Here is an 18,635-nt window from a genome sequence, read left to right as displayed (position 1 = left end):
GCGATTTTTAGTATTAGATAATCAGTCCAACTATTAAGTTTATTTAATATGTTAAAAGCTTAAAAATCAGCACCGTGACCAAAACGTGACCATTTCGTGCCCTACTTCTTAGACCTAATTCTCGTTTCAACCGTTAAAGTTATAGTACTATTAGAGTCGACTATCACTACAGTCCATTCTAATTAACGACAGATTGAGCCATTCATGAACTTTATAGACGTTGAACCCACGCTAGAGAATTATTGGCGAGCGATTATTTTGTTTGGTAGAAATACGGCTTCTTATAAATTTGCGCTTGCCAAAGCTCTGATAGACGTTAGTTTAGAGAGAGATTCTGATTTAATTTCATTAGAAGATTTGGCACTGCCCTACGCCATGCATCTGTGTGAACATCTAAAACACAGTCCTAAACAAAGCACTTTTGGTAGTGGTAAGTTTATCAATGCTTGCATTCAATTCAACCATCAACAGATTAGCGAAGACGAACTCCTTAACATTACGAATAAAGAAGGATTTAAGTACGTTTTGGACGCTTTTCATGTGGTCAATACCAAAGCTGTGCATGAGCGCTTTTATGATGTGGTTGATGAAACATTTTTTATTGACGAGCGCAAGCATAATAAAGGTATACGTCTAACAGATAACTTATTTAAATTATTCTATGTGTTTGATCACTCGGCAGAAAATTTGAATTTCGAGACAGAATCACGTTGGAATTTGGTAGAAAAAGCATGGGAACTTAATTTAAATAAAAATCTAATTGCAGTCGAATTTGACCAAGATACCAAGCGGCTATTTACTCAAGACACTAAACATCGTCGCATTGACATTACTAGCTCAAGAGGTGCCCTAAATGGGTATCAAAAGAGCCGCTGCTTTTACTGTTTTAAAGAAATCAGCATTGCCCCTAATGACCTGATGCTAGCAGACGTCGACCACTTCTTTCCCCATACTCTAAAGCCCCAAGTAGCAACCGCTGGTTGCTGTCGTCCCGTTAACGTCGATGGCGTTTGGAATCTAGTACTTGCTTGCTCTGATTGCAACCGTGGTATCGAAGGTAAATCTGCTCAAGTACCTAATATTGAGTTATTGAAAAGACTGCATACACGCAACGAATATTTGATTGGCAGTCATCACCCACTACGCGAAACCTTAATCAATCAAACGGGTAGGAATGAAAAGACACGTCAACAGTTTTTGCAGAAGTCTTTTAACTTCTCAAAAGAGCATTTGATTCATGTTTGGCACCCTAAACAACAAGGCAGTAGTCTCTTCTAACAATGACCAGCGATATATAGCCCATGATAGATCAATCGAATACCCTAGCCTTTTATAATAGCAATGCACACTCATTCATTGAGCAAACCATCAATGTTGATATGCATCTGCTATATCAACCCTTTATAGATAATCTGCCTGTTAGACCACCAAGCCAACAAAAAATACTTGATTTAGGCTGCGGTTCAGGTCGTGACAGTATGCATTTTGCCAATTTAGGCTTCAATGTTACCGCTATTGATAATAGCGCTGCATTAATTGATCTTGCAAAAGCAGCTGCTCAACAAGGCATGAACCATCAAAATGCGATTGAGTGGCATTGCGCTACTTTTCAAGACATTGTCCAAAAAGACTGGCAACGTCAATTTACCGCTATCTGGGCATGCGCTTCATTGCTTCATGTGGCTTATGATGAGTTGCCTGAATTAATAGATGGATTACTACACATGCTTACAGACGATGGAGTTTTTTATGCATCATTTAAATACGGTGATAGTGAGCGCGTGAAAGATGGTCGCTTTTTTTGCGATATGAATGAAGAGCGTTGGGAAGCTCTAAAACAAAAAATTACTGCTGAATTCAAAGATAAAACTTGGCTCACCACTGACCGAAGAGCAGATAGAAATGAAGAGTGGTATAATATTATCATTAAAAATAAAGGGCTTTAGGAGACAGATAATCAGTAAGCAATAGAATAACAGCTTATCATTATCTCTAAAGCACCCTGTGTAAAAACAAACACACTCAAATACACATTAACAATTAGGAAAAACCTTATGGCAAAATTAGAATCAAACATCGAATTAGAAGCCGCAGCATTTCGTCGCTTATTAGCTCACTTAGACGAGCGTAAAGATGCACAAAACATTGACATGATGAACCTTGCCGGCTTTTGTCGTAACTGTTTATCCAAATGGTATAAAGCCGCTGGTGAAGAACGTGGTATTGACATTGATTATGAAGATGCGCGTGAGCTCGTTTATGGCATGCCCTACTCTGAGTGGAAAGAGAAGTATCAACAAAAAGCCACACCAGAGCAATTAGCGCGCTTTAATGAGATTGAAGCTGCCAAGAACAAGAGTGATAAAGAGTAACAAGCGTTGCCCAAACTCCATGAGCTACGTTTGTAGCAAACCATAAAAGGTACTACTAAAAGAATGAAATAGAAAGTAAACATTGCCGCTAAATATTATCTCGTCAAGATGAAGGCTATCTATACAAAAGTCTTTACTGATAGTAGCTATTTGCTTGTAAGATCTAAAAAAAGTCATATATTTTGATAGCTTATATATAGTCAGTTCAAAATAAAATTGTTATGGTTAGGACAAACATCATAAAACAACTTGGATAAGTCATTTTCCAACCAGCCTTGGCGTAGAAACTTTACCTGAGCCCATTTTTTCTCGATAGGGTTCAGATCAGGGCTGTACGGCGGTAGCCAAAGAATACGATGACCGTGCCTGTTCAGTAGCTTTTGAATGCGTTTATTCTTATGAAATCTGGCATTATCCATGACAATCACGCATTTGGTTTTAAGACTTGGGATTAGCTTGTGTTTGCACCAGTCGTAGAATATGCTGCTGTTAATGTTGTGCTTAAAGTAATCTAGGGCAAACAGCATCTTTTCATATAGAGCACCGATAACGTTGGTTCGCTTTTTACCTTGCCAGTTGTAACTATCGATACAGGGTTTACCAATCGGTGCATAACCATGAGAGCGAATGGTCTCGTGCTCAAAGCCGCTTTCATCCATATAGACGATGGGATAGCCTTGTTGTTTAAAGTTATCAAGCTTACTGTGGTATATCGCTCTTTTGATCGGACAGGCTTTTGGGTGTTCTAAGGTCTTTTTTTGACTGATGCCAAGTCGCTTTAGGGCATGATAAATGCCTGTTTTACTACAGTTTAGACGACGAGCTCGCTCATACTGGTAATCATCGGGATGTTCTTGAACATCATTAAGTAGCACATCATCTGGTATTTTATAGGGTTTGGTTTGCCTGGTTGTTTTGCTATGAACACGTCTCTTCCAGTTTTGTATGGTGGTTGGGCTGAGGTTATAGAATTTAGCTGCCTCGGCAAAGGTCATACCCTCGTCTAAGCTTTTTAGTACTTGTTTGCGAAAATCTAGTGAGTAAGTCATGGTCTTTATAATAACAATTGAATTTGATAGTTAGTTTATAACACTTTTAGGTGGGATTGACTATAGTGAATATCAGCTTAAAGATTTGCTTATGGATTTCTAGCTATTACTATATATACGCAGTATTTTGAAAACAAAAAGACAATAACCTAAATCGGAGTAAATAATGATTACCCATGTACCTGATGTAACTTTTAAAACTCGTGTTCGTGATGAATCTATCGGAGGAGACAACCCATTCACATGGTATAACCTAACCACGGATGAGTTATTTGCCAATAAAAAAGTGGTCGTGTTCTCACTACCAGGTGCCTTTACGCCAACTTGTTCGACCAGCCACCTACCTCGCTACGAAGAGCTTTACCATGAGTTTAAGGCATTAGGCGTAGATGAAATAGTTTGCGTTTCTGTCAATGATGCGTTCGTCATGTACCAATGGGGCCTAAAGCAAAACCGTGAAAATGTTTTTTTGCTTCCTGATGGCAATGGTGAGTTCACCCGTAAAATGGGTATGCTTGTTGATAAGAGTAATCTTGGCTTTGGTATGCGCTCATGGCGTTATTCGATGTATGTCGACAATAAAGCCATCAAAAAAGTGTTTAAGGAACCTTATTTTGGCGACAACTGCCCAATAGACCCCTTTGAAGTATCAGATGCAGACACCATGTTAGAGTATTTGAAAAGTAATGCTTAACCACATTGACGCTTGACTGTTGTTATCAAGTGTTATCAGGCGTCGATAGATGCTCTACTACTATCGAACTGCCAAGCTGCGTAGTCCTTAGATATAAGGGCTACGCAGCTTTTACCAGAACAATTAGCGCGCTTTAACGAGCTTGAAGCTGCCAAAAACAACAGTGATAAAGAGTCACAGTAGTTGCCCGCACTCCCTGATCTATACGTAGAGCAAACCATAAAAGGCACTACTAAAAGAGTGAGATAGAAAGTAAACATTGCCGATAATTTAGCGGCTTTTTAAAGACTTAAGCATACTAATAAAAACTAGGGGCTATCCTAGATAAGTAAGATTATTTAGGATAGCCCTAAAATTTTACTTATACCATTTCCAAAAATGAGAGTAGCGCGGAAAACTTATGCAAGTACTACTCCCAGTAGGCTTAGCAAGTTTGACAACGTTAATCGCACTTTTTGGGTTTGGTATTAATACTCAGGATCAAAGCGCTTACTACTAAAGGGTTGTGCATCAATAAACAAGGGCTTACCATGAATCATCTCTTCAATGAGGCGCCCTGTTACAGGTCCGAGTGTCAGACCTTGATGAGCATGACCAAAAGCAAACCATAAGTTATCGTGTTGTGATGCAGGACCAATAACGGGCTTCATATCAGGCATACAAGGTCTGGTACCACACCATGCTTCAGACTCTACAGCCGTTTCAAGCGGTATAACTTTTTTTGCATAAGTAAGTACTGTTTTTATCTGCTCGAAGTTTTTTGGCGCATCCAGTGTTGCCATTTCTGCCCCAGTAGTAACTCTGATACCCTGCTCCATAGTACCCATCACAAAGCCTTTCTCTACATCAAACAAGCTATGAGAAAATGAGTTTTTCTCCGTTATTTCAAAATGTTGATGATAGCCACGCATAGGAAACAAAGGAATATTGTAGCCCAGCGGCTTGATTAAATCAGCTGACCATGGGCCTGCTGCAACAACGACATCCTGACATGAGTAACTTTGATCCTCGGTCACAACTTGCCAACCACTCTCTGTCTGTATTATGTCTTTTACGCTTGACTGCTTTATATCTCCCGCCATTTCTTCAAAGCTTTTTACATATGCTTTTACAAGCCCACCAGGATCTTTCACTTGCCAAGAATTTTTCCAGTGGATGCCGCCGATATAGTCGGTAAAGTTTACATTTGGCTCTAATTCTTTTAAATCTGCTAGCGATAGCACTTGATACTCTACTCCTTGATCGGCCGCTTTTGGTGCTTTACTGATGGCTTTTTCAAAACTGCTGGATTTACGATGAAGCTCAATCCAGCCTACTTTACTGACCAGCTCATTAGCACCTGAGGCTCTAATCATAGAATCATGCTCATTGGTGCAGTGCTCAATAAGAGTAGCCCACTCTTTATCGATTGCCTCGACCTTTTTTATACTAGAGTTCGCCCAGTACTGCAATAGAGGACGCTGAAGACCATATATAGCCGACCAGCGATAGCGAATATCCGTACTTTTATTCGGTAATACTCTGAATATTTCTTTAAAACTTCTAGGAAAGGGTTTGGTATTTACCGCTTCTCTAGTGATGATACCTGCATTACCATATGAGGTTTCTTCTCCGGGTGGTTTTTTATCTAACAGAAGAACTTGAGAGTTATTCTGTTGTAGGTGCCAGGCTATAGAGGTACCCACTATGCCTGCACCGATAACAATCACATCATAGCGCATACTCATACTCTCAGATAACAAGCTGATTTTATTAATCTAGCTTCACCGCTTTAAAAAGGTCTGCCTTAAGATCAATCAACTGATTATGAGTGAATCTTTACAGCTCAACAAACCGACCCAAACCTTCTTTCTGCGCTGTTTGCGCAACCTTTAAGGCAACTGCTGCATCAAAGCTTGCTGCTCCAACTGACTTAAACAACGTAATGCCCTTATCTTGACTTAAATCGATACTAACCTTCTTATTCACCAAATCATTCAACGTGCCCGTTAGCTGATCCCATGTCCAAGTACTGTTAATATCATCATGAGCTTGTATCAAGTCCCCCGCCTCGTGTAAGCCACCTTCAGCATCATCGATAATGACAGAGGTGCTGGCCTCTATAACAGAGTTGCTAACTTCCTTCATGGTGGGTTGATAAGCGCCAACCGCATTAATGTGAGCATCTGGCTTTATTTGCGCGGCTTCGAACAATCCTTCGGTTGCTCTTGTAGCAAGATTAATAATATCTGCGTCTCTGATAGCACGCTCGATATTTTCATAGACCTCAAAGTCAACTTGCCACTGTGGGTACTCTTGTTTAAATTTCTCATGAAACTCATGTGCCGTCTCAGTGGTTCTATTCCATAGGTTAACCTGTTTGATATTTGGACGTACAGTGAGTATGGCATTGAGCTGCTCATACGCCATCCCTCCCGTTCCTATTACAGTCACTACACTACTGGCTAGGTTCGCTAGATACTTAGTAGCTATCCCAGATAGTGCTGCTGTTCGTACTTGGGTGATATATACCCCATCCAAAAATGCGAGCATCTCTCCTGTCTTATTATCTGATACAGTGATTGTTGCCATGGTTGTTGGCTTATTGCGCTTGGGGTTGTCTGGACAGATAGTAACCAGCTTCACTACTGCATACTCGTTATCACCGTCGAACACTACTGAAGGCATTGATAAATGCGAGCCTGATGTATTCTTATTGCTGTCTTCAAAAGTAGGAATAACTAGGCGCTCAGGTGTTTTAATCCATGTTGGATGATCGCCTTGAGTTTTGAGTAAATCCTCAATAGCACGGATTGCCATTGGCATCGTAAGCTGTTTTTTTATGGTATTAATATCTAAAATCTGCATAATTACCCCTAAAGTTCCCTGTCATTTTACTATTACGGTGCGATAAAGCTGAAGTATAAAGATCTAGTCATCAATCAACCAAAGCTGAGTACAAGACGGCATAACCCTTAAAAACCAAGCATATTGAATACATAATCCTTTTTATTACATATCAAAAATCTTGCCACGATTCATAATATTATTCGGATCAAACACCTTTTTGACCTCTCGTAAATACTCAATCTCAGTTTCACTGCGGCTATAATGCAGATACGGCTTTTTAGTCATACCAACGCCATGCTCAGCAGACACGGAACCGCCGTACTTTTGTACCGTTTCAAACACCTGTTTATTCACTACCTGACAAGCGGCAAAAAAGTCATCCTTGCTTAAAGTTTCAGGCTTTAAGATATTCAGATGCAAGTTGCCATCGCCAATATGACCGAACCAGCACACCTCAAAGTCAGGATAGTTGCTACTGACAATGTGGTCAATCTCATCGATAAAGTCAGGTACATGGCTTATCAGTACTGATACATCGTTTTTGTACGGGGTAAAGACTGAGATGGTCTCAGAGATATACTCACGTAGCTTCCACAGCTCTTCAGCTTGCGTCAGACTCTGACTCATTACCCCATCGACCACCCAGCCTTGCTCCATACAATGTTCAAAGATGGCCATGGCTTTATCCATGATGGGCTCATACGGTCTTCAAACTCTAGTAAGGTATAAAACTTGGTGCGTGATTCAAACGGCTCTTGAACTTGACCATGCGCCATCAGCTTATCCACTGCCACGTCATCAAAGAATTCAAAAGCGGTCAAATCAATCTGCGCTTGAAAGGCTGATAGCACATTCATGACATCACTAAAGTTATCCATACCCAGCACCATGACGTTTAAGTCTTGGGGCTGACGCTCAAGCTTTATTTGCGCGTGAGTGACGAGTCCAAGCGTGCCCTCAGAACCGATAAACAATTGACGTAAGTCGTAACCAGTGGCGTTCTTAATCATACCGCGATTCAGATGCAAGATATCACCTTTACCAGTAACGACAGTCAGACCCATGATCCATTGACGGGTCATGCCATAGCGTATGACTTTGATGCCGCCCGCATTGGTACCGATATTACCGCCCATTTGACTAGAGCCAGCAGAAGCAAAGTCGACAGGGTAATAGAGGTCTTTTGACTCGGCGAACTCTTGCAGCTGCTGGGTGATGACGCCGGCTTCAATCTCAACCATGCGATCAGCAGGATAGAACTGTCCGATACGGTTCATTTTGTCCATGCTGACGACAATCTCACCGTTAGACGCGACTGCGCCTGCAGAGAGACCCGTACGGCCGCCACTTGGGGTCAATACGATGTTGTGCTCATTGGCAAGCAAGACGAGGGCTTGTACTTGCTCGGTGGTCTTTGGAAAGACGATGGCAGCAGGTGCGGGTGCGAAGTGCTTGGTCCAGTCTTTGCCCCAGTGCTCTAGGCTCTCAGCATCAGTTTTGATTTGGCTGGGGTCAAGTTGATGAGTCTGTTGCAGCGTATGCAAAACTGTATCGATAGATACTTGTAAGGGTTTGATAAGATCATTCACTGAATACATCCCTTAGCATAATGAATAAAGAAAAAAACAAGCCTAACTATTACTTAATATGACCATATTGGTTTTTATATCAGTAATAATATATGCGGCTTGTTATCAAATGGAGGGTTAAATTATCTGATTACACTGTTTACACTATCTGATAATTTTGAGACATTGACCAGCATGGTATAAGGTCAGACCAAGCTCAGTAAATCCAGATTTAATTCCTCCAAAAGAGACTTTCGCCTCCTCTAAAGTCTTAAAGGGTAAGGGAATACTGTCTCTATCGCCCGTCATTATATACTCTGCAAAGCACTTACCCATTAGCGTGCCTGTGGTAATACCGCGTCCGTTATAAGCCGTGGCTGTCAGTAAGCCTTCATCAGGCTCCATCACTCGAAAGATATGGTCTTGCGTAAAACCAAAGCTACCACACCACTCATATTGCCAATTAAATGCTGGCAAATCTGGATAATAGCTTTTTTGCACAGCATTGGCCCACGACTGATAAAAGGATTTCGGTTTAAGCTGCGTACCACCGACCGTTCCCAATAATAAGCGATCATCGTCATCGCGGCGAAAGCTAGATAAAGCCAAGCGCGTGTCCCATGCACCTGTTCTATACGGCAAAATACGATCTGCCGCCTCTCCACTGAGCGGCTCAGACGCAATCTGATAGTAATAAACCAGATAAAACGTCTTGGCAATTTCTGTCCATTCGCCTTCGGTATAAGCGTTGGTAGCAATAATGACGCGCTCAGACTTTACACGGGCTTTGGAAGTCCTTGTGTACCAATGGCCATCTACTTTCTCTAGTGCTTCAACAGCTGAATGCTCGTAGATAGTGACTCCAAGATCTGTCGCTACTTTGGCAAGTCCTCTGACATAAGCCAATGGATTGATGGTGCCAGCACGGTGATCTAGCAGTGCCTTATTGATGCTTGTGGTACCACAATACTCATGGCATTTGCTTCCAGTTAATACCTCAACATTTGCACCGCGACGGCTAAGCTGCTCGTATCTGATATCGACATCGACTTCGCCTTTGGCATTATGTGCCATATGGATATTGCCAGCACGCGTCGCTTGCGCATCAATGTTGTAGCGTTCAATCAAATCAAATACTAGGCTTGGTGCTTGCCCAAGCGCTTCAGTCAGACGCTCACCTGCTGCTTCGCCTAGAGCAACATTCAAATCATCAGGGCGTGCCCACGTTCCTGCATTGACTAGCCCGACGCTTTTACCTGAACCGCCACTACCGATCGTTTGGCTCTCAAGCAAGATAACTTTGACGCCTTTTTCGGCCAGATGAATCGCAGCCGATAATCCTGTATAACCTCCACCTATGATGCAGATAGTCGCTTCAGTATCACTACTCATCTGGCTGTAAGTATCAATAAGGGGCGCAGTCATGTTCCATAAACACTGCTCTTGCAACATCTCATACTCCCTTTATCACACTTCACTAATTGAAGAGTTAGTGTCGAGCTTTTCTACAATGGGCTCTTCACGCGGTATAAACTTATCAAGGAACGCCCATAACAAGCCAAATAGAGGCGACAACCAACATGCAAAAGCAAAAGGTGCATAAGTCAACGTTGCTATACCCAATGTGGCGGCGACAAAGCTACCACCCATATTCCATGGGATAAGCGGTGACAACAGCGTACCACTGTCTTCGATGGAGCGTGTTAACGTCGTGCGCTTATAGCCCATTTCTTTGTATTTGTCTTTTAGTAAACGACCTGGTAGTACTAAAGTTGTATAAACATCACCGATGAGCGTACCGACACTGAGCACACTGCCATACGTCGTAAAGATCAACCCTAAACGCGTTTTTACGAAATGGTTAATCTTGGCCATAATGGCCTTCAGTGTGCCGTAATGCTCAAGTGAACCAACAAAAGCTAGAGCAAAGATGGTCAAGGTAATGACCCATGTCATTGACATCACACCGCCTTTAGACAATAGCTGATCAACAACGTCGAAACCAGTTTCACTAACATAGCCATTTTGTAAGACTTGAAAAATTTCACTAACCCCAACACCTTGCATAAAAAATGCAATCAGTGATGCAACTACTACGCCGCTTAAAACAGTCGGTATCGCTGGCATTTTTCTGACAGCAGCAATAACAACGACAGCAGCCGGTAATAAGGTAATAATACTCAGGTTGTAATTAGCAGCTAAGTTTGTTTTCAGCGCTTGGATAGAAGATAAATCAATATTGTCATCGCCATAGCCCATGCCAATCCAAGCATAGATAGCTAAGGCTGTAATCATCGCTGGGACAGTAGTCGGCAACATGCCCTTGATATGATCCCAAAGCTCAACACCCGCAGCCGCAGGAGTCAGGTTAGTGGTATCCGACAATGGCGACATTTTGTCTCCAAAAAAAGCACCAGAGACAATAGCGCCACCAGTAAAGTGCGCTGGGATACCAAGCCCCATTCCAATGCCCATCATTGCCAACCCTACGGTACCGACTGTGCCCCACGAGGTGCCAGTGGCAACAGAAATAATGGCACAAATAATACAGACTGAAACCAAAAACGAGGAAGGAGAAAATATACTAAAACCATAATACAGAATGGTCGGAACTGTCCCTGCGATAATCCATGAACCAATGAGCATACCCACGCCCATTAGAATAATCATCGCTGGCAAGCCTATTTTAATAACTCTTAAAAAACGCTCCTCCATACCCTGCCAATCACGGCCACGCATCTTCATAAACAAGCCAGTGATCAAGATGCCACAAGCTAATGGGGTGTGAGGGGTAAAGTCTTTAAATACGAAAAACTGCACCATGAGAATCATGGCAGTCAATATTAGAGGGGCAATATCAAGTAAGAAGTTAGAAGATGGACCGTAACCATCTTTATCAGGGTCAAGGTTATGGGGTTTTGGTTCAAGCATGCTACACCTTCCTTAGTAATCATCAATGGTCATTGCAATCAATCCTTGATTGCTTATAATTCTTAGTCTGCCAAGCATACGCATAGTATGCTTGGCAGTTTATGTCCAACAATTTATGCTCAGTTAATCTATATAAAAAACACAGATTAAATAGCAAGCTAAAACACTCAGTGCTCAAACAGATTGGTATTAACCAAAACTAATACCTTGTGCCAGTGGTAGCTCTTTTGAGTAGTTGATGGTATTGGTTTGACGGCGCATATAGACTTTCCAAGCATCCGATCCTGACTCACGACCACCGCCTGTTTCTTTTTCACCCCCAAACGCGCCACCAATCTCAGCGCCACTGGTGCCAATATTGACGTTAGCTATCCCGCAATCACTACCGCGATCGCTTAGGAAGGTTTCAGCCTCACGCAGATCATTAGTAAATACACATGATGATAAGCCTTGTGGTACATCATTTTGCATCTCAATTGCTTCATCGAACTCTTTGTAAGTCATGACATATAGGATAGGCGCAAAGGTCTCACTTCTGGCAACGTCATTTTGCTCATCAAACTCGACAATGGCAGGCGTCACATAATAGGCATTTGGATACTTATCTTCGAGTACACGCTCGCCGCCTGTAACTGTACCGCCTGCTTCTCTCGCCTTTTTCAAGGTTTCTTGCATATTATTGAAGCTGTCTTCATCGATAAGCGGACCTACCAGATTGCCCTCTAGTGGATGGCCAATGCTGACGGTTTCATAAGCGGATTTGATGCGTGGTAAGATATCGTCTTTGATAGATTCATGCACGAATAGACGGCGTAATGTGGTGCAACGCTGACCCGCTGTACCGACAGCTGAGAACAAAATCCCACGTAACGCAAGATCTAGATCAGCACTTGGCGCCAAGATCATGGCATTATTACCACCAAGCTCAAGCAAGCTCTTACCAAAACGATTCGCAACTTTTGGTCCTACTTCTCTACCCATACGGGTACTGCCCGTCGCACTAACTAAGGCAACATCTTTATTTTCAACCAAGGCGTTACCGACATCTGTCTTACCCAGTAGTACTTGAGATAGATGCTCTGGCGCATCACCAAACTTAGCTAAGGCTTTTTCGAACATGGCTTGACACGCCAAAGCAACTAAAGGGGCTTTTTCTGAGGGTTTCCAAACGACAGGGTTACCACAGACGATAGCAAGCGCTGTGTTCCATGACCATACAGCGACTGGGAAGTTAAAGGCAGATATCACCCCAATCACACCAAGCGGATGCCATGTCTCACGCATGTGGTGACCTGGGCGTTCTGATGCGATCGTTAGACCATATAGCTGGCGTGAAACGCCAACAGCGAAGTCACAGATGTCGATCATTTCTTGTACTTCACCTAGGCCTTCCTCTTTAATCTTGCCAGCCTCAAATGACACTAGCATGCCTAAGTCTTCTTTATGCTCACGCAGCACTTCACCGAGCAAGCGAATTAGCTCACCACGTCTTGGAGCAGGAATGATACGCCACTCTTTGAATGCTTTTTTGGCATTGGCAATCTTAGTATCGACATCATCAACACTGTCCAAGGTAATCTTGCCAATAACAGAGCCATCAATAGGGCTGTTCACTTCAAAGTCGCCATTTTGGTATTGTTCTTCTTTGACACCCATAGCGGACATATACTGCTTAATCATAATCAATCCCTTTATGTTGGTTAATACTTCCTTGAAAGACTTATTAACTTACCTTGCAACAAGCTGAGTTGCAAAATAATTAATTTCTTACTGTCATTCCTTTTTGGAATGACGCGCAAATAATTCGCTTATCAATATGCATTTTTAGGCACTGCTACTCTAAGCATGGTTATTTAATCTCATCAGACACGCTTTAAGACTCTGCGCTTGTATTGTTTGATATAGCTCAAGCTCGTCGTGAACACGTGCACCCAATGCGCTCTCAAACTCCTGTTGGTTTGAGTTGCCCTCATAACTGCTTTGCTTGGTGTCTTGTAGATTGGACTGCAGATTGGATTGAAAAATTCCTGCGGCACTCACTGGCAAAAAGTCCTCATAGACGATAGGCTCAACCCTGATAACACCTTGCTCGATCAAATCAGCCATGGCTTGCTTTGATATAGAACCATTCGAGCTACCTGATTCTGAAGCGTTTACGCCTAGCTCATATCCATTGCTGCTCATATCTGCGCTACTATCACTGGCTTGATAGTAAAAATAAGCCAACCCTTCATCATGTAGCGTTTGATAGTCATCGGGGAACGCTTCAAATGCACTCTCTAAAATTTGATAATACTTTGCAGCATTGTCTGCATTCGGAATCACGCCCAACTGATTGCGAGCTTGACTAAGCAATTTGTCATACAACTCTCTACCTTTAGGTGTTAAAGCCACCCCGCGCTGCTCAATCTCACCAAACCGTGCAGTATGATGACCCGTTTCATAGCCACCTTCTGAGTTTTTAAAACTAACCGCCTCTTCTAATGCTTTAAAGCTCGTTTGCCTTAATAAAATCGGACACTCTCGTCTGGGCGGCCCTTCTATGATCGCTTTTGGCGGAATACCTTTTGCCTGCATACCTGCCTGTACCGCATCTATATCCAAGGTTCTAGGGGTCAAGTGATTGATATGAGGCCCTTTAAAACCAACGACGTCAGCGATTAGTCCATGCTGCGATAATAGTCGTTGATATAGCGCTTTTGAGACTGGAGTCTTATCATGCCAGCGAAAGGTTTCTAGCGCTTCTTTGACGAACTGTCTTGCATCATCAGCCGTTAGACCCCCCTGCTTCTCAAAGCGTTCAATCAGGCTGACCACATTATCAGTAAAGATATTGCGATTATTCAGAGCTGCTATCGCTTCTTGCTTTAGCGCTTCATCACCAATCAAATCTAAACGCAAGAGAGAGGTAAACACGCGAAATGGGCTGTTATTTAATGACTGGCTATCAATTGCTCTAAAAGCAGTAGAGTGCACAGGCACACCAGCTGGTGCCAAATCATAATAGCCAACAGGATGCATGCCCATCACAGCAAAAAGCCGACGCATCATACTCAGCTCAGCAGCTGTCCCCAACCTAATCGCACCATGGCGCTCCATATTGAGTCTATCAATCTCTCCGGTGTGCTCAAGTTGCTGTCTAATCTCAGGCTGCTTGTTTAACACCTCTGTATTTACTTCTGTCACTAAGTCAATGAGGTCACCATATAGCGGTACTTCTTTTTGGTACATCTCTGACATTGCAACAGAGAAATCATGGCGAATATCATCGCTATTTATAAACGTATTTTTCACAGGTAGGTATCCTTTTTAATTAATAGCTGTTAGGTAAGCAAGGTTGGATAAGTAAGGTTGGGTAAGTAATCATAGTGATATCGCAAGTCATAGCTATGGCTGCGGTGCTTCATTAGGGATAGCAGCGAGCACTTCTTTTAAAATATCGAGTCCAGCTGTCAACGTCTCAGGCTCAATCGTCAGCGGTGGTAATAGGCGAATAATATGTCGATGCTTACCACTTGGCATGAGTAGCAATCCCCGCTCTCGTGCTTGCTTTAACACATAAGACATGATGCTTGGGTGCGTGCCATAAGCAGGATGACGCAGCTCGATACCGCGCATAGCACCTACTCCTGTGAGTCCATGCAACCATGGCGAGATTCCTTGCTGTTGCCAATCACTCACTGTATCTTCGATGGTCTTTGCATAATGCTTGGCAGACTGCCACACCTCATCTTCTTGCATGATATCTATAGTGGCGTTCGCTGCGGCACACGCCACTGGATTACCCGAATAAGTACCGCCCAAACTCCCTTTTGGCAGACCGTTCATAACACTAGCCTTGCCTATTACCGCACCCAATGGCAGGCCTCCTGCGATGCTTTTACCCAGCAATATCATGTCAGGCTCAATCCCTAAATGCGTAAAGGCAAAAGGTGTACCCGTACGACCATATCCTGATTGAATCTCATCCATAATGAGCAAAATGCCATGCTCATCACAAAAGGCGCGTAGATATTGGGCAAACGTCGCTGAGAGTGCATTTGAAGCGTTCCCCGATGACTATCAAACGCTACATGATGAAGGCACCGATGTTATCGACATCCGTCTCCACAGCAAATAAACGTTCTAAAGCGTCGATAGCCTGCTGATCACTAATATCACTGTCGGGACTGGGGAAAGGAATATGGTAGACACCGCCCGCTAAAGGCCCTAGCCCTCGCTTGTAGGGAGCGACCTTACCATTTAGATTAACCGCTGCAAGCGTACGCCCATGAAAGCCACCATCAAAGGCGATGACACCAGTACGGCCTGTCTTCATGCGAGCGATTTTTATGGCGTTTTCGGTGGCTTCTGCACCGCAGTTGGTCAGCATGCCTGCAAGCTCACCTTGGATAGGAATGAGCTCGCACAATCTTGGCATGAAGGCTTGATACGGCGTATGAGCAGCCGCGTTGTAAGCATAATGAATAAGCGACTGTGCTTGAGTGATGATCGCGCTGACGATGCGCGGATGACAATGACCAAAGTTCAGCACACCAATACCACCGACGAAATCAACGTAGCAGCGGTCTTTATCATCCCAAACTTTTGCATTGACACCTTTCGTTAAAGTCACCGGATGCACCATCGTAAAAGCATCGGTGACATTGTATAGCTGATCCATGAGCATCTCTCATCTTCCTTGAGTTAGACCTTCATTTCAGCAAAACCCCGTGTTATCAGCAAACGAATAATAGTTGTGACGCCATTCCTTTTTGTCATTGCAAAAAAAACCAGCATATAGCTGGCTCGTTTGTGTCCCTATTAGCAGGGCTTTCTACGCTTATCGCTAGTCAAAAGGTGAAAGTACGTTCTATGGTTGAAAATATAAAATCATAGAACGTGCTCATTTGATTCTTCGAGATAGTTCGAGACCCATTCTAAAATAACCTTTACCTTATGTGAGCTACCCATAGATAAAGGATAAGACATGTAATAAGAACCCCTGCCTTTGGCAGCATAGCTCCATGCTGTCACCAGTGCGCCCGACTGCAACTCTGGCGCAACTAAACGTAGTGGCACTAATGCGATACCGTATCCCTGTAAAGCAGCAGAAATAGTAGTATGAAAAGTATCAAAGCGTGGGCCCACAAAGGTTGCATCCATACTGATGTCTTGCTGCCTAAAATACTCATACCAAGCACTTGGCCGCGAGCTAAGTTGTAATAGCGTGCAGTTATCTATGTTGTTTGTGCATGGTGCTTTGTCTGTTAAATATTCAGGATGACAGACAGCCACACTATACTCATCAAACAACTTAATCGCCTCCATGCCAGCCCATATTCCATCACCATATAAAAAGGCGACATCGACATTTTGATCCTCAGAAAAAAACGGCCCAGCCAACTCTTTGATATTTAAATTAATCAACGGATGTGCTTGGCTAAACCCACTTAATGCGGGTATTAACCAACGAGAGCAAAAAGTTGGGTGCGAGACGACCTTAAGCACCTCTGAGTTGTCACTATTTGACATCAAGCTGGTAGTCGCTGCTTCTATATGTTTAAGAATGTCTAATACTTCAAGATAATAAGTCTTACCAGCTGGCGTTAAGGATATTCGATGCGGTGTACGATAAAATAGTGAGAGATTTAACATCTCCTCGAGCTGAGCGACTTGTTTACTAACAGCACTTTGAGTCATATGCATCTCTTGCGCTGCATTGGTAAAACTTAAGTGCCTAGCAGCCGTCTCAAAACACTGCAGAGCAGTTGTCGAAGGATATCTTCTAAAAGCAAGGGAGGTTTTTATTTTATTGTTCATAATTTATTCATTCTTTTATACTGTTTAAATAAAAGTAAATAATATTTGCCAATCTCAGTAGCAGGTCTATCTGGAATAATGTTGCACGGCTCTTTTCATTATTAAATTCTTTGACAATTAACAATAGTCTAATTTGAAATACTTTATTGTTTCTATCTGCTTTATTTCATCCATTGTTTTCTGATGCTTTTAGCCCTCTATTTTAGCTTTTATTTAAAGCAAACAGGCAATAAACATTAAAAATCCAGACAGCTTAAGTTGTCTGGATTTTTGTACAGTATCTCTAATCAGGCCTCATAGTTAATTGAGTGTTACAAAGCAATTTATGATTTTGAAGAACGCTTAGACCCTCGACCTTTTGCAGGGCGCCTGCCATTTGCAGCAGGTTTGCCATTGCCCCCAGACTTCTTACCATGACCAGAAGGACGTCCACCTTTAGAACCCGCCGGCTTCCTAGCACCGTCTTTAGGATGTTTACCACTCCCCTTTGCGGCGCCGGCGCCTCTTGGTTTTGAAGCCGTCTTTGACTTTGCAGAGGTATCAGTACGAGGTTTTTTTCGTGGCGCATTACGAGACTTCTTGGCCGGAGCGCTGTCATTAGCAGAAGAGTCTTCTATAGATTTAAGTAAAACAGACAGCTCTTTTGGGGTTAAATCTCGCCAATCTCCAACGGGAAGACCCTTAAGATTCACATTCATAATCCGTGTACGCTCAAGCTTCACGACTTCATAGCCAAAATGCTCACACATGCGACGAATTTGACGGTTTAGCCCTTGCACTAGCGTGATGTTAAATACGTTAGGCGTTACCTTAGTAACAGGGCATTTTTTTGTCATCGTTCCCAAAATAGGCACACCACCGGCTAAACCCTCAATGAAGCTATCCGTTATCGGCTTATTCACCGTCACCAAATATTCTTTCTCGTGATTGTTGCCAGCACGCAATACCTTGTTCACCAAATCGCCATTGTTGGTCAAAAATATTAAACCCTGAGAATCTTTATCCAAACGACCAATCGGGAAAATACGTAAACTATGTCTAACAAAATCAACAATGTTGTTTTTCTCTGAGCTCTCAGTGGTGCTCACAATGCCCACGGGCTTATTCAATACAATAAAAACAAAATCATCGGCCTCTCGTGGCTCGATGAGCTGGCCGTTAACTTTTACCGTATCTCCAGCAACCACCTGATCGCCCACTTGAGCACGCTTACCATTGACGTAGACATTACCTTGTTCAATAAATCGGTCAGCGTCTCGCCTGGAGCAAATACCGCTTTCGCTGATGTATTTATTTAAACGAGTCGAGGAAGCATTAAACATAAAGCACCGTTTTTACCTGATAAGAAGCCTTTTTTGCAAAGAAAAAGGCCTAAATTGAATGGATAATT

The 18,635-nt window shown here is 42.8% G+C and carries 15 protein-coding genes and 1 pseudogene; 4 read left to right on the top strand and 12 right to left on the bottom strand.

What is annotated here, in order from left to right:
• Positions 1-204 precede the first annotated feature (204 nt).
• The 3 genes from JMY01_RS04690 (at position 205) to JMY01_RS04680 (ending at position 2,372) form a co-directional block, all read left to right on the top strand.
• Complete coding sequence (locus tag JMY01_RS04690) at positions 205-1,278, top strand: HNH endonuclease domain-containing protein (RefSeq protein ID WP_201574475.1); 1,074 nt, start codon at positions 205-207, stop codon at positions 1,276-1,278.
• 23 nt (positions 1,279-1,301) lie between these two features.
• Positions 1,302-1,946: a bifunctional 2-polyprenyl-6-hydroxyphenol methylase/3-demethylubiquinol 3-O-methyltransferase UbiG gene (locus JMY01_RS04685; RefSeq protein WP_201574474.1), complete on the top strand. Its 645-nt coding sequence runs from the start codon at positions 1,302-1,304 to the stop codon at positions 1,944-1,946.
• A 108-nt stretch (positions 1,947-2,054) separates the two neighbouring features.
• Positions 2,055-2,372 carry a DUF1244 domain-containing protein gene (locus tag JMY01_RS04680; RefSeq protein WP_201574472.1) on the top strand — a complete coding sequence of 106 codons (318 nt, stop codon included), beginning with the start codon at positions 2,055-2,057 and terminating at the stop codon, positions 2,370-2,372.
• A 200-nt stretch (positions 2,373-2,572) separates the two neighbouring features.
• Here the strand turns inward: JMY01_RS04680 and JMY01_RS04675 are convergent, their stop codons facing one another.
• On the bottom strand, positions 2,573-3,421 hold the full coding sequence (locus JMY01_RS04675; RefSeq protein ID WP_201574471.1) for an IS630 family transposase: 849 nt from the start codon (positions 3,419-3,421) through the stop codon (positions 2,573-2,575).
• Positions 3,422-3,587: 166 nt separating this feature from the next.
• Here JMY01_RS04675 and JMY01_RS04670 point away from each other — a divergent pair, with 166 nt between their 5' ends.
• Positions 3,588-4,115 carry a peroxiredoxin gene (locus JMY01_RS04670; protein ID WP_201574469.1) on the top strand — a complete coding sequence of 176 codons (528 nt, stop codon included), beginning with the start codon at positions 3,588-3,590 and terminating at the stop codon, positions 4,113-4,115.
• Between the two features lie 467 nt (positions 4,116-4,582).
• Here the strand turns inward: JMY01_RS04670 and JMY01_RS04665 are convergent, their stop codons facing one another.
• From JMY01_RS04665 to rluF, 11 genes and pseudogenes are all read right to left on the bottom strand, one after another.
• Positions 4,583-5,836, bottom strand: a complete 1,254-nt coding sequence (locus JMY01_RS04665; protein WP_201577203.1) for an FAD-binding oxidoreductase — start codon at positions 5,834-5,836, stop codon at positions 4,583-4,585.
• 97 nt (positions 5,837-5,933) lie between these two features.
• Positions 5,934-6,962, bottom strand: coding sequence for an ornithine cyclodeaminase family protein (locus JMY01_RS04660; protein WP_201574467.1), 1,029 nt, complete (start codon positions 6,960-6,962; stop codon positions 5,934-5,936).
• 144 nt (positions 6,963-7,106) lie between these two features.
• Positions 7,107-8,542 (bottom strand): annotated as a pseudogene (locus tag JMY01_RS04655) (FAD-binding oxidoreductase).
• Positions 8,543-8,677: 135 nt separating this feature from the next.
• Positions 8,678-9,964, bottom strand: a complete 1,287-nt coding sequence (locus JMY01_RS04650) for an FAD-binding oxidoreductase (RefSeq protein ID WP_201574465.1) — start codon at positions 9,962-9,964, stop codon at positions 8,678-8,680.
• Positions 9,965-9,979: 15 nt separating this feature from the next.
• Positions 9,980-11,443, bottom strand: a complete 1,464-nt coding sequence (gene nhaC, locus JMY01_RS04645) for a Na+/H+ antiporter NhaC (protein WP_201574463.1) — start codon at positions 11,441-11,443, stop codon at positions 9,980-9,982.
• Between the two features lie 189 nt (positions 11,444-11,632).
• The gene (locus JMY01_RS04640; RefSeq protein WP_201574461.1) at positions 11,633-13,123 is read right to left on the bottom strand and encodes an aldehyde dehydrogenase family protein; all 1,491 of its coding nucleotides are present in this window, start codon (positions 13,121-13,123) and stop codon (positions 11,633-11,635) included.
• Between the two features lie 159 nt (positions 13,124-13,282).
• On the bottom strand, positions 13,283-14,683 hold the full coding sequence (locus JMY01_RS04635) for a VOC family protein (RefSeq protein WP_374220359.1): 1,401 nt from the start codon (positions 14,681-14,683) through the stop codon (positions 13,283-13,285).
• Between the two features lie 147 nt (positions 14,684-14,830).
• Positions 14,831-15,424 (bottom strand): aminotransferase class III-fold pyridoxal phosphate-dependent enzyme, encoded by a 594-nt coding sequence (locus JMY01_RS14255; RefSeq protein WP_265089843.1) that lies wholly within the window; start codon positions 15,422-15,424, stop codon positions 14,831-14,833.
• A gap of 88 nt (positions 15,425-15,512) precedes the next feature.
• Complete coding sequence (locus tag JMY01_RS14250) at positions 15,513-16,106, bottom strand: aminotransferase class III-fold pyridoxal phosphate-dependent enzyme (RefSeq protein WP_265089842.1); 594 nt, start codon at positions 16,104-16,106, stop codon at positions 15,513-15,515.
• 209 nt (positions 16,107-16,315) lie between these two features.
• Complete coding sequence (locus JMY01_RS04625) at positions 16,316-17,245, bottom strand: LysR substrate-binding domain-containing protein (protein WP_201574458.1); 930 nt, start codon at positions 17,243-17,245, stop codon at positions 16,316-16,318.
• A 323-nt stretch (positions 17,246-17,568) separates the two neighbouring features.
• Positions 17,569-18,567 carry a 23S rRNA pseudouridine(2604) synthase RluF gene (rluF, locus tag JMY01_RS04620; protein ID WP_201574456.1) on the bottom strand — a complete coding sequence of 333 codons (999 nt, stop codon included), beginning with the start codon at positions 18,565-18,567 and terminating at the stop codon, positions 17,569-17,571.
• Between the last annotated feature and the right edge of the window lie 68 nt (positions 18,568-18,635).

Source organism: Psychrobacter sp. H8-1 (genome assembly GCF_904846575.1).
Classification (GTDB): Bacteria; Pseudomonadota; Gammaproteobacteria; order Pseudomonadales; family Moraxellaceae; genus Psychrobacter; species Psychrobacter fulvigenes.
The sequence above is the reverse complement of the archived record's forward strand: the minus strand, read 5'-3'. Positions and strand labels throughout refer to the sequence as shown.